Source organism: Ascidiimonas aurantiaca (genome assembly GCF_037646345.1).
Taxonomy (GTDB): domain Bacteria; phylum Bacteroidota; class Bacteroidia; order Flavobacteriales; family Flavobacteriaceae; genus Ascidiimonas; species Ascidiimonas aurantiaca.
The window spans coordinates 302863-315317 of sequence record NZ_JBBEWR010000001.1 but is presented as its reverse complement, the minus strand read 5'-3'; the positions used below and the strand labels follow the sequence as shown (position 1 = coordinate 315317).

Here is a 12455-nt window from a genome sequence, read left to right as displayed (position 1 = left end):
TTGTGTTATGAAAAAAGTTATTAAAACGCCAAATGCTCCCGAACCATTGGGACCGTATAATCAGGCTATTTTAAGTGGCAATACCCTGTATCTGTCAGGACAGGTGGCTATAAACCCTGTTACCGGAGAATTGGTAAAAGGTACTGTTGAAGAGGAAACAGAGCAGGTAATGCAAAACTTAAAAGCCGTACTGGAAACCGCAGAGATGACTTTTGAAAATGTGGTAAAGACCTCTATATTTCTCAGCAGCATGGAAGATTTTAGTAAAGTAAATGGTGTGTACGGTATGTACTTTACAGAAGGTACAGCCCCTGCCAGGGAAACCGTAGAGGTGGCCAACCTTCCTAAATACGTTAACGTAGAAATTTCTATGATCGCTGTAAAATAGGGGTTCTAATAAGAACAGTTTATTAGGCAAAAATAGATCGGTGGTATTCTACCAGCCCGTCAATGGGCCTTCTTAAAATACGCCCCAAACTTAAATTGTTTTCCTGAAGAACCTCCCTGAGCTCATCCTGCAAATAATAGGCAATGCTGCCTACAAAGTGAATGGGGACCCCTTCTGTGGCCTGATCAAACTGCTTAATGGAATTTTCTATAAAAAGTTTCATGCCTTTACGTATGAGTTGTTGGCAATACACTTCATTCTTGTTTTGTATTACAAACTTGGCAAACGTAGCCAGGTAGGTATTGGGATTAGGTTGCTTATATAAGTGGTTCTTGATCACATCAGCATCCAGATCGTATTCCTGGTCAAATTTTGCCGCGAGCCTGGGTGGCATTTTGTGGAAATAAAAATCTCTTAGCAATTGTCTGCCAAAATAGTTGCCGCTGCAATCATCCATCAATATATAGCCCAAAGAGCTTACTTTTTGATAAAGTTCATGCCCGTCATAAAAACAGCAGTTAGAGCCCGTTCCCAATATGCATACTATGGCACTCTGGTTATTCTCAACCGTTGCATAAACTGCAGCGTAGGTATCTTCTTTTACATGTATCCGGGCATTCACAAAGTACTCAGAAAATATATCTTTCAAATAATTTCGCATGCGAATCGTACCGCATCCGGCACCGTAAAAATGAAGCTGGGTTACTTCTTTTCTGTGTTTAGACAGCTCAAAATTATTAGCCAGCCGCTCAACAATGATCTCGCGGGTAAGTACTTCCGGACTCAAACCAAGTGTTTGTGTCATTAATAACTGATTCCCGTTTTGGTCCATGGCAATCCAGTCAGATTTGGTTGCCCCACTGTCTACTATTAAAATCATTTTATACGTTTTTTATCCCCGGCCGGGTACATGCTTTTTCTAACCAGACGCTTCTTTAAAAAGTTCTTTAATTAAAGCTTACTAATATGCTCTGCAAGATCTACCAGTTTATGAGAATATCCGGCTTCATTGTCATACCAGGAAACTAATTTAAAGAATTTTGAATTCAGCTCTATACCGGCTTCTGCATCAAAGATACTGGTTCTTGGGTCACCAATGAAATCCTGAGACACTACCATCTCATCTGTATATCCTAAAATACCTTTCAGTTCTCCTTCGGCAGCCGCTTTCATCGTTTGTTTGATGGCTTCATAAGAAGTATCGGTTTTCAGGCGCACTGTCAGATCTACTACCGAAACATTTGCCGTAGGTACCCGAAAAGCCATTCCTGTTAATTTACCTTTCAGTTCAGGGATCACTTTAGTAACTGCTTTTGCTGCTCCGGTGGAAGCCGGAATGATATTAAGCAGGGCACTTCTACCTCCTCTAAAGTTTTTCTTTGAAGGGCCATCTACTGTTAATTGCGTAGCCGTAGTGGCGTGTACGGTGGTCATAAGTCCCTCATCTATACCATAAGTGTCATTGAGCACCTTTGCCAGTGGTGCCAGACAGTTTGTGGTACAGGAAGCGTTAGATACAATAGCATCTGAAGGTTTTACTTCATGGTGGTTCACACCCATTACAAACATAGGAGCATCTTTGGAAGGGGCAGAAATTACCACTTTTCGGGCACCGGCATCCAGATGTGCCTGTGCGGTTTCCAAAGTGGTGAATATCCCGGTACAATCGGCAACAACATCAACTCCTGCTTCACCCCATTTTAAATTTTTCGGGTCTCTTTCGGCAGTGATCCGTATTTTTTTTCCATTTACTACCAGATGTTCATTTTCTACGGCAATAGTACCGTTGAATCTGCCATGTACCGAATCATATTCTAAAAGATACGCCAAATGCTCTACATTCAGTAAATCGTTAATTGCCACTACCTCTACATTCTCTCTTTGAACCGTAGCACGAAATACCAGTCTTCCTATACGGCCAAAGCCGTTAATACCAATTTTTAATGTTGCCATTTTATAATTTCTTTAATTGTATTTTTAAATTAAATAGACATTATGTCAGATACGCGAAGTAGTTCAAGATCAATTTTTGAATGTCCTTTTATCGCTTTATCCAACGGGGTAAGCGCCATTTTATTATCAATAACCCCTACCATATAGTTTGTTTTGCCTTCCAGCAGGCTTTCTACAGCTTTTACACCCATTCTGCTGGCGAGAACCCGGTCAAAATACGAAGGGCTCCCTCCGCGTTGCATATGTCCCAAAACCGAAACACGCACATCATAATCAGGCAGGTTCTCTTCAACATATTCTTTAAGCTCAAATACATTTTTACCTATCTTATCTCCTTCGGCTACCACTACCAGGCTGGATGATTTTCCTGATTTCCTGCTGCGTTCCAGTGATTCCAGTAAACGGTCAAGCCCCAGGTCCTCCTCAGGAATAAGTATTTCTTCTGCACCCGCACCAACTCCTGCATTAAGTGCTATGTGCCCTACATCCCGACCCATTACTTCAACAAAAAACAGCCGGTTATGAGAGCTGGCAGTATCCCGTATTTTATCAATGGCCTCTACCACCGTATTAACGGCCGTATCAAAGCCTAGTGTAAAATTAGTGCCAAAAATATCATTATCTATAGTGCCCGGAATACCCATTACAGGAAAACCAAACTCCTGATTAAAGATCATGGCACCCGTAAAGCTCCCGTCCCCTCCTATTACCACAAAAGCATCTATACCTGCAGCCTTTAATGCCTCATATGCCTTTTTTCTCCCTTCTTTCGTTCGGAATTCCTGTGAACGTGCCGATTTAAGGATAGTACCTCCCTTGTTAACAATATTGTTTACACTACGGGCATTCATTTCCTTAAAATCTCCTTCTATCATTCCCTGATACCCTCTGTAAACACCCACACATTCTAATTTATGGTAAACGGAGGCACGCACTACAGAACGAATTGCGGCATTCATACCTGGTGAATCACCTCCCGAAGTAAGTACTGCTACCCGGTGTATACTTGCTGACATAAAAAAATTTTAGAAGTAAATCTACCAAACATATTTTAATTTTCTATGATTGGGTTCTCTAATTTTACATAGTTTTGGGATTTCAAACGTTTTCGTTAATAAGTTTTATTTTATGACGCTTTCTACCATAGATTATGCGCTGATTATCGGTTTTTTTTTACTCTCATTATATATTGGTATAAAAACCTCTAAAAGCTCCGGTAAAGATGCGAGCTCCTTCTTTTTGTCGGGTCGTAATATGCCCTGGTGGTTATTAGGGGTATCTATGGTAGCTACTACCTTTGCAGCCGATACCCCCAATTTTGTTGCCGGACTGGTTCGAAAAGAAGGTGTATATGGAAATTGGATATGGTGGAGTTTCCTTTTAACCGGTATGCTCACTGTGTTTTTCTATTCCAGGCTCTGGCGCAAAAGCGGTATTACCACCGATCTGGAGTTTTATGAATTGCGATATCGCGGAAAAGCCGCTGCCGTTTTACGAGGTTTTAGAGCACTTTACCTGGGAGTATTCTTTAATATCGTGATCATGGCCAATGTTTGCCTGGCTGCTATTAAAATAGGGCATGTAATGTTTGGTTTTAATGAGTGGCAAACACTTCTTATAGCATCATTGGTAACCGTTTTCTACGCAATGTTAGGCGGTCTAAAAGGGGTATTGATCACAGATTTTATTCAGTTTATCATAGCAATGACCGGAAGTATCTGGGCTGCCATCTATATTATTGACCTTCCGCAAATTGGCGGGCTTTCTAAACTGTTAGATGTTCCACAGGTTACAGACAAACTTTCTATGTTTCCTGATTTTAGCAAACCTGAAGTATATATTCCTGTTTTATTGATCCCTCTGGCTGTACAGTGGTGGAGCGTCTGGTATCCGGGATCTGAACCCGGAGGTGGTGGGTATGTGGCGCAAAGGATGCTGGCTGCCAAAAATGAAAAACACGCTACCTGGGCCGTACTTTTCTTTAATGTGGCGCATTATGCCCTGCGCCCCTGGCCATGGATACTTATTGGCCTGGCCTCTCTGGTAATTTTTCCCGATCTGGCCTCCTTACAACAAACGTTTCCCAACCTCAAAGAAAGCTTTATTAAGCACGACCTCTCCTATCCCGCTATGCTTACTTTTTTGCCGGCAGGGCTACTGGGTATTGTGATCACTTCGCTTATAGCCGCTTTTATGAGTACCATATCAACACACCTTAACTGGGGGAGCTCATATGTAGTAAACGATTTTTACAAACGTTTTATCCATCCGGAAGCTTCCGAAAAACACCTGGTAGGCGTGGGACGGTTATCTACTCTAGTTATGATGATCCTGGCAGCTTTACTGGCAACTGTACTGGAAGAAGCCCGGGAAGCATTTGACCTGATGCTGCAAATAGGCGCAGGAACAGGTTTGCTTTTCATACTGCGATGGTACTGGAAACGAATTAATCCCTACAGTGAAATAGCCGCTATGCTACTGTCTTTTACCATTGCCATTATATTTTTTATTGACGGAAAACAGGATATTCCTTTTATCGAAATGGCCTCACACTGGAAACTGGTTACAGGGGTGTTAGTAACTACTGTGGGTTGGGTGCTCGTCACCTTATTGACCCCGGCTACTGATGCGCAAACTATGACCTCTTTTAATACGCTTATTTTTGGTGAAGAATCTAAATTTAAAGGTTTTCCGCTTAAAATAGGTGCTTTTCTCTGTGGAGTGGCCGGCGTATATGCCCTTCTCATAGGGACAGGGTATGTTATTTACGGAAAAACGTCTCTGGGCCTTATCTTATTTGGCATCACGTTAATTTGTACATGGGTGATCATAAAACTGTGGAAAAAAATAAATTAAACCTGTTGAAGGGTATTATTCTCGGTTTTTATTCGAAAAATTAATGATCCCCTCACCCAGTTTAGGAGCTTCTGCCTCTTTCTTCTTGGCTACCTCTATCATTTCTTCTTTATCTTTTTTCTTGAAAAGAGTATTTATCAACTCTTTAAAGGTATTAAAATCTACCTGATACGATAAACCTATTCCCTGAGTGTACCCCTGTCTATCTGCAAGAAATTGTTGTACTTCATTTTGTTTATTAAAGATCTTAGCACTCAGGGTTCCTTCTTCATTAAGCAATATTTGCACTTCAACATCTCCGGCCACTACTGATTCGGTTACTCCTCCTACGGGTACTCCTATCTCGCCGTTAACCAGAATACGGTCACTTATCTGCGTAGATACCGTTACTCCCAAACGATCTCCATTATTAATACCCAAGGGATTCCTTTCTCCTACATCATAAGAAAAGCCCAGATCAAACTTACTGTTTTCTGAGTTAAAAATGTCATTTACGAAGCTGGAAGCAAACCCGGCAATATTACCGGCAAGGGCCTGTTGAGTAAGGGTTACTTCATTCACAAAAGTACCTTGTGACAGCAATGAAAATGCCTGTAATTCTCTACGGTTTTTATCTTCCAGGCGGTATTGCAGTTCTGCAACGGTAACGGGATTGGTATTGGGAAAATCTATTTCAAAATCTATTTTAGGTTGTAGTAGCTGCCCTTCCAGATGAATAATTACATCGGTATCGATCCTTCGGGTAATAGAGTTATTATCTAACAGAATTGCAGGGTTGGCAGATGTTCGGTAAACAGCTTCAATATTTACGTTTGCATTAAGAGGGTCTCCGTCCCACGTAATGGTACCCCCGGGTAACACTCTGAAATCTCTCTCAAAAACACCTTTGTATTTATATTTATAATCTCCCTGAAAGGTAATAAAGTCACCCCACATCCTGAATTTTCCATTGGTATTGATCTCTATAAGAAGGTTTCCGGCTCCCCGTCCTCTCAGGGTACTTCCCGATTTGCGATCTAACACAATTTCTACCTCTGCTGCAGGATTTACATCCAGGTCAAATTCCAGTTCAAGTCCGCTGTACTCCCGTAATCTGCGTTCCAGTGCTTCTTTATCCGTTTCATTCTTGTCAATAAAATTAATAAATGAAGCATCGCCTATAGTAGTTACATCGCTAATAGGGATCTTAAAAGATGTTCCTTCGCTGGTTTCTGCAATAACCTGAATGGTAAGAGCGTCTGTAGGGCCACTTATCTCTGCAAAGCCATTCATGAATGCAGTACCGTAGTATAGAGCATCTTCATCAAAATCAGTATTTAACACAAGAAAACGCTCATTCTCGGTGTCTAGTCTCAGGTTCATGAACCAGTCTGAAAACTGGTTATGAGAAATACCTCCATTAAGGCTGGCTTTAGTACCAAAACTGGTATCGGTTACCTGTATATTTGAAAACTCAAATGTTTGCCCGTAAAGGGTAATGGTAGAAAGGTCATCAAAATCCATATCCACATTCAAATATGGGACGCGGAGCCCTGCTTTATCCAGTAAAAGCTGTCCGTCAATCGAAGGGTTTTCAAAAGAGCCTGTAATACGGGCGGCACCGGAAACATTACCGCGTATATCAGAGACTACTTCGTCTCCCAGCGGACTAAAAGGTGCAAGATTGAGATTATCTAATGACGTGGAAAGGTTGAATGAAGATTCTTTTTCAGTAAATACTACATCGCCCAAGATACTAAGTGCCTTTACCCTGTTGTTAATTAAAGTGGCATCTACTGAGTATTTGGTTAGATCCTCATTTCCTAATATGGAAACATCCAAGACCCCAAAAGGATACTTGTTTACTGCAAAGTTGTCAATTATAAGATTGGAAGAAGGAAAATACTGCGTATTTCGTTGCAAGATATTCAAAGACCCATTAATCTTTCCGGAAAGATAAAGGCTGTCTATTTCCGGGCTTATTTTTTCTAAAGATACGTTCCTGAAATTGAGTTTGATATCTTTGTAAACAGAGTCTATAAGTTCTCCTCTCAAAACGATCTCTTCTTGATTAAGGGTCATATCTATATCCTGAATACTAATAGAATCTAAAGTGCGGTTAAATACTACTTTATTTTTATTGTTCCCTTTTTCATTAAGCTGCCATTTGTTGCCTTTAAAGCCAACATCTGATCTTTTCAGGCCAATTACTGATCTTTTTTGCGCATTAAAGGTATGGTAAAAATTGAGGTTATAGACATCTCCGTATTCCTTACCTCCCTGAAACTCTGTTCTAAAGAAAAGAGTATCTTTTATAGTGGCATTGATTAGGTTAAAGTTTTTTGCTTTGTAAAAGCCGGCATCCATATGCGCCACTTCAATATAGGTATTAAACAGCGGGTTTTTATTGTCTATTCTGAGTTGAACACTGTCCAGTGTTTTTCCAAATGCTTCTATATGGGGAGATCTGAAGTTTAATTTAAAATCTCCGTTATCGGCAATCATATTGCCCCGTAAGATAGTATTGGGGCCAAATACCACATCCGGAAAGAAAACTTCTACGATCTTGTTGTAAATGTTTAGGTTAAACTCCATATACTGTCCCGGGGTAACTTTATGGGGGCTATAATTGGTATAAATACTGCCAATGGAGTTTTCAATAAGCTTTCCTACTTCCCTGAACGAAAACTTACCCTGTACGGTTCCGGTCATGATATCTGGCGAGTTGATCTCCAGCCGGCGTTCATCTTCTAAAAATTCTGAAGTAATTTTGAAATCATCAAAATAGTACTCGTTGTTTTGGTTTATATAGCTGGTTCTCAGAAAACCAATGGTGCCTTCTGCATCATCAAGGGTATTGGCTGTCATGTTCATATACACTGTTCCTTTAAAAACAGAAAGTCTATCTCTCGTAACAAAACGAAGCTTGTTTAAGTCAGCACGGTCAACCACAGCAATGAAATTAAATTCATTCTTTGCTCCCGAAAGATCAGCAAGGCCCTTAAAGCTAAAAGTCGCGTTGGGATCTGATGAAATCATATTACCGTCAAAAAGCTGATCTTTTAGTATTCCAACCACCTGTATGTCTTTATAATTATATCCGTTGTAAACAAGGCCAAATACTTTGCCCGATACTTCTGTATTAAGGTTTTCCTTTGTAAACCCTTTACCATCTACATCAAAATCTAAAGACACTTTTCCTAATGAGGGATCATCCAGAAAGCTACCAAGATCAAAATCAATAAACGAAATGAACCCCTGGTAAGATGCATTGTCTATATCTTCAATATTGGTAAGTTTCATATCAGAGTAACTACTGCCGAGGTCTGTAAAAAGGTTAATGGTAGTACTAATATTCTGTTCGGTAACCGTGGTATTCCCTCTAATAGTAAACTGCCCAAACTTCTCAAATGATGAAGGGAGTGTTTTACCCAGTATATCGGGAAGTAACCCTTTTAATTGTGTGTAACTGGATGTAATATTCTCAATACCTGCTTTTAGATAAAAAGGTCTGGAAGAATCAAAAATATTCTTAAAGACAAAATCTCCACGTATTAATGTGTTACCAGACTCTACTTCCATGGCATTGGCATTAAAATCATTGAGCACCCCGGTAATTTCCGCAGAAAAGGTAATGATCTTATCATCACCAAACTCATTGTAAAAGGTATTTACTTCATTTAGAGAAACTTCAGAATCGTGAAAATCCATTTCTATCTTTACTTTGTTTAGAAAGTCTTTAAAATCTTCACGGTTATAATTAAAAACAATATCTGCACTTACATCGGAATACTGAGTACGCAGATGGAAGGAATCAAAACGCATCTCATCAAGACCATAAACAAAATGGCAACTCATATCTTTTACGTTCACACCCTGTTGGGTATCAAATGCCAGACTTTCTATTTGGGCAGTTACATTGGGCCCTGTAATAGTAAAGTCGGATACATTGGCATAAAGCTCATTAAAATCAAGTATTTTTTGCTTAGATGCATTTTCATCTATGAGCCGAAAGCTTCCGTTTTCAATAGAAATATTCCGGGTTGTCAATTGAAAGGTTCTACCGGAAACCGTATCAGAAGGCTCCTCAAACAGGGCTACGAAAACATCCAGATTGGTATCGACCTCATTTTCGTATGTTTTCAGGTTCATGGTGATCTCTTTCATGGAGACACTTCCAAAATCAAGCTGGTTATTCATCGCGTTACGCACACTTAGAAGAGAAGTTCTCAGTTCTTCTATATAAAAAAGAGTGTCTTTTTTATGATCTTCTATATATACGCCTTCAAGCCTTACACTACCCAGAAAAGAAAGATCTACAGATCTAATATCAATTCGAGTATTGAATTCTTCATTGAGTAATTGAGTGAGTCTGCCGGCAATTTTATTCTGCACTACCGGTAATGAAAGTACCACAAAAGCTATTAATAGCACCAGGAGTACGATCATAATAAAACGCGCTAGTATTTTTCTAAATTTTTTGATAGTCTTTTTTAGTTATATTTTTGTAGTAACAAATTTTATTCCAAAAGAAATGCCGAAAAAAAAAGATATCTACATTTTGGGTATTGAATCCTCTTGTGATGATACTTCTGCTGCTGTAATGCATAACGAAAAAGTACTGTCTAATGTTGTGGCCAGCCAGAAGATACACGAGGAATACGGTGGTGTGGTTCCTGAACTTGCATCGAGGGCACACCAACAAAATATCGTTCCCGTTGTACATCAGGCGTTAGCCAAGGCAAATATCGGCAAAAATAGGTTATCTGCCATAGCTTTTACCAGAGGACCCGGACTCATGGGTTCATTACTGGTTGGGACTTCTTTTGCAAAATCAATGGCTCTGGGCCTTGATATCCCGCTTATTGAGGTAAACCATATGCAGGCACATATCCTGGCTCATTTTATAGATGATGCCCATGCCCGTTCTCCTGAATTTCCTTTTCTGGCGATGACCATTAGCGGCGGACATACACAAATTGTAAAAGTATCTGATTATTTTTCTATGGAAGTCATTGGCGAGACTTTAGATGATGCTGTAGGAGAAGCTTTTGACAAAAGCGCAAAAATACTGGGTTTACCTTATCCGGGAGGCCCCCTTATTGACCAATATGCGCAGCAGGGAAACCCCAAGGCATACCGGTTTAGTAAGCCTAAAGTGAGTGACCTTGATTTTAGTTTTAGCGGGCTTAAAACCGGGATTTTGTATTTTATTCAAAAAGAATTAAAAGAAAATCCTAAATTTATTGAGATAAATATTAATGATATTTGTGCATCAATCCAACAAACTATAACTGAAATTTTAATGGATAAATTAAAAAAAGCTGTCAAAAAAACTGGTATTACCCACGTAGCCCTGGGAGGAGGGGTCTCGGCTAATTCGCAAATTCGAAAAACACTAAAAATGGCTGAAAAACAATATGGATGGACCACATACATCCCTAGTTTTGAGTATTGTACAGACAATGCGGCCATGATAGGTATGGTAGGATACTTAAAGTACCTAAAAGGCCATTTTACCGACCACAATATTAGTGTTAAAGCGAGATATGCCCTATAATCATGAATTAGCATCGAGAGTAAAAAGCTGCCTAGAAAGTTTACCGGAAGATTTCTCTGAAAAGGAAATGTTCGGTGGTATTTCTTTCCTTTATGAAGGACTTATGACTGTGGGTGTAGTGAAAGATGAGTTGGTTGTAAGGGTGGTTGAAGAAAAAATGGAAGTAGTATTACTGTCTCCATACGTGCGTCCTATGGACTTTTCCGGCAGAATTTTACGCGAATACATTTATGTGAAAAAAGAGGGGTTAAAAACCCGGAAATCACTATTGAAATGGATATCTTTGGGATTAGAACATGCTAAACGTAAACTGTAAATGCAACTTTTTTACCACCCTGAGATTACTGCCGATACGACCGTGTTTGCATTTGAAAGTGATGAAAGCAAGCACATTGTCAAAGTACTGAGAAAAGTTCCGGGAGACCTTCTGGAGATCACTAACGGGAAAGGTTTTTTTTTCACCGTAAAACTTGTGGACACCCATACCCGGAACTGTAAGGCCGAAGTAGTGAAGACCCAAAAAGTGCTTCCCAGAAAATACCAGTTGCACATAGCCATCGCACCTACCAAAACAAATGACCGTTTTGAGTGGTTCCTCGAGAAAGCTACGGAAATTGGTATAGACTCCATAACACCTTTGTTTTGTAAAAATTCAGAAAGGAAAATAATCAAGAAAGAGCGTTATAAAAAAGTAATGCTTTCTGCCATGAAACAATCATTGCAGTCTTTTCTACCCAGGTTGAACGACCCGGTTTCTTTTCATGAATTTATAGCACAGGAACAATTGGGGCAATTGTTTATAGCACATTGTCATGCAGGAGAACGTTTTAGTTTTAAAAGAAAAATTCAACCCGATCAACCTACTACCATACTCATTGGCCCGGAAGGTGATTTTACCGAAGAAGAAGTGCAGCAAGCGCTACGTAAGGGTTTTATGCCCATTACACTAGGGCATAATCGCCTTCGCACCGAAACGGCCGGTCTGGTGGCCTGTACTACAGTAGCCTTATGCAATTTATAGTCCGTTCTTTTTAGTACATTTGACTCACAAACATCAAGAATGATCAAAACCGGCAGATTCATTGTATTTATCTTAGGTATTACATGTATGTATTCCCAGGCTCAGGAAATCGCTATTTTGAAATATGGTGGCGGAGGTGACTGGTATGCCAACCCAACTGCCCTGCCTAATCTCATACGTTTTTGTAATCAGGAACTCAATACTGGTATCTCATTAAAACCACAAACCGTAGAAGCCGGCAGTACCGATATTTTTGAATTTCCTTTTGTACATATGACCGGGCATGGCAATGTCTTTTTTACCGATGAAGAGGCACAGAACTTAAGAAACTATTTGTTTTCAGGAGGCTTTTTACATATTGATGATAATTATGGAATGGAACCTTATCTGAAAAAAGAACTAAAAAAAGTATTCCCGGATAAAACGTTAACCGAACTCCCGGTAAACCACCCTGTTTTTGATCAGAAATTTAAATTTTCACAGGGAGTGCCTAAAATTCACGAACACGATGGCAAAAGGCCCCAGGCTTTTGGCATTTTTCACGAAGGCAGGCTTGTTCTGCTTTTTACATATGAAAGTGATCTGGGAGATGGCTGGGAAAATCCCGAAATTCACAACGATCCAGAAGAAATACGGTTAAAAGCTTTGCAAATGGGAGCCAATATTGTACAATACGTGTTTGAGAACTAAGATTTATT

Annotated in this window: 10 protein-coding genes; 6 read left to right on the top strand and 4 right to left on the bottom strand. The window is 39.8% G+C overall.

Annotated elements, in window-relative coordinates; all coding sequences use genetic code 11:
* Window positions 1-7: 7 nt before the first annotated feature.
* The gene (locus WAO84_RS01385) at window positions 8-388 is read left to right on the top strand and encodes a RidA family protein (RefSeq protein WP_340063229.1); all 381 of its coding nucleotides are present in this window, start codon (window positions 8-10) and stop codon (window positions 386-388) included.
* Window positions 389-410: 22 nt separating this feature from the next.
* Here WAO84_RS01385 and WAO84_RS01380 read toward each other — a convergent pair whose 3' ends face one another.
* From WAO84_RS01380 to pfkA, 3 genes are all read right to left on the bottom strand, one after another.
* A complete protein-coding gene (locus WAO84_RS01380; RefSeq protein ID WP_340063228.1) occupies window positions 411-1268 on the bottom strand; it encodes an N-acetylglucosamine kinase in 858 nt (285 codons plus the stop codon).
* A gap of 71 nt (window positions 1269-1339) precedes the next feature.
* The gene (gene gap, locus WAO84_RS01375; protein WP_340063227.1) at window positions 1340-2341 is read right to left on the bottom strand and encodes a type I glyceraldehyde-3-phosphate dehydrogenase; all 1002 of its coding nucleotides are present in this window, start codon (window positions 2339-2341) and stop codon (window positions 1340-1342) included.
* Between the two features lie 29 nt (window positions 2342-2370).
* Window positions 2371-3357, bottom strand: coding sequence for a 6-phosphofructokinase (gene pfkA, locus WAO84_RS01370; RefSeq protein WP_340063226.1), 987 nt, complete (start codon window positions 3355-3357; stop codon window positions 2371-2373).
* Window positions 3358-3469: 112 nt separating this feature from the next.
* Here pfkA and WAO84_RS01365 point away from each other — a divergent pair, with 112 nt between their 5' ends.
* Window positions 3470-5197 carry a sodium:solute symporter family protein gene (locus tag WAO84_RS01365; RefSeq protein ID WP_340063225.1) on the top strand — a complete coding sequence of 576 codons (1728 nt, stop codon included), beginning with the start codon at window positions 3470-3472 and terminating at the stop codon, window positions 5195-5197.
* Between the two features lie 15 nt (window positions 5198-5212).
* On the opposite strand, the gene WAO84_RS01360 is transcribed toward WAO84_RS01365, so the two are convergent.
* Window positions 5213-9625 (bottom strand): translocation/assembly module TamB domain-containing protein, encoded by a 4413-nt coding sequence (locus WAO84_RS01360; protein WP_340063224.1) that lies wholly within the window; start codon window positions 9623-9625, stop codon window positions 5213-5215.
* 85 nt (window positions 9626-9710) lie between these two features.
* On the opposite strand from WAO84_RS01360, the gene tsaD reads away from it, so the two are divergent.
* From tsaD to WAO84_RS01340, 4 genes are read left to right on the top strand one after another with little or no spacing between them, the layout of a single operon-like run.
* The gene (gene tsaD / locus WAO84_RS01355) at window positions 9711-10736 is read left to right on the top strand and encodes a tRNA (adenosine(37)-N6)-threonylcarbamoyltransferase complex transferase subunit TsaD (RefSeq protein WP_340063223.1); all 1026 of its coding nucleotides are present in this window, start codon (window positions 9711-9713) and stop codon (window positions 10734-10736) included.
* Entirely contained in the window at window positions 10726-11052 is a 327-nt protein-coding gene (locus WAO84_RS01350) for a TfoX/Sxy family protein (RefSeq protein WP_340063222.1), read from the top strand. The genes tsaD and WAO84_RS01350 overlap by 11 nt, the downstream gene beginning before the upstream one ends.
* A complete protein-coding gene (locus tag WAO84_RS01345) occupies window positions 11053-11757 on the top strand; it encodes a 16S rRNA (uracil(1498)-N(3))-methyltransferase (RefSeq protein ID WP_340063221.1) in 705 nt (234 codons plus the stop codon).
* A gap of 39 nt (window positions 11758-11796) precedes the next feature.
* Entirely contained in the window at window positions 11797-12447 is a 651-nt protein-coding gene (locus WAO84_RS01340) for a DUF4159 domain-containing protein (protein ID WP_340063220.1), read from the top strand.
* Window positions 12448-12455 lie beyond the last annotated feature (8 nt).

Bases quoted from the DNA above. Each gene is read 5' to 3' on its own strand.
- WAO84_RS01350 (WP_340063222.1), top strand. From the start codon at position 10,726: ATGCCCTATAATCATGAATTAGCATCGAGAGTAAAAAGCTGCCTAGAA.
- pfkA (WP_340063226.1), bottom strand. From the start codon at position 3,357: ATGTCAGCAAGTATACACCGGGTAGCAGTACTTACTTCGGGAGGTGAT.
- WAO84_RS01345 (WP_340063221.1), top strand. From the start codon at position 11,053: ATGCAACTTTTTTACCACCCTGAGATTACTGCCGATACGACCGTGTTT.
- WAO84_RS01385 (WP_340063229.1), top strand. From the start codon at position 8: ATGAAAAAAGTTATTAAAACGCCAAATGCTCCCGAACCATTGGGACCG.
- WAO84_RS01380 (WP_340063228.1), bottom strand. From the start codon at position 1,268: ATGATTTTAATAGTAGACAGTGGGGCAACCAAATCTGACTGGATTGCC.
- WAO84_RS01340 (WP_340063220.1), top strand. From the start codon at position 11,797: ATGATCAAAACCGGCAGATTCATTGTATTTATCTTAGGTATTACATGT.
- WAO84_RS01360 (WP_340063224.1), bottom strand. From the start codon at position 9,625: ATGATCGTACTCCTGGTGCTATTAATAGCTTTTGTGGTACTTTCATTA.
- tsaD (WP_340063223.1), top strand. From the start codon at position 9,711: ATGCCGAAAAAAAAAGATATCTACATTTTGGGTATTGAATCCTCTTGT.
- gap (WP_340063227.1), bottom strand. From the start codon at position 2,341: ATGGCAACATTAAAAATTGGTATTAACGGCTTTGGCCGTATAGGAAGA.
- WAO84_RS01365 (WP_340063225.1), top strand. From the start codon at position 3,470: ATGACGCTTTCTACCATAGATTATGCGCTGATTATCGGTTTTTTTTTA.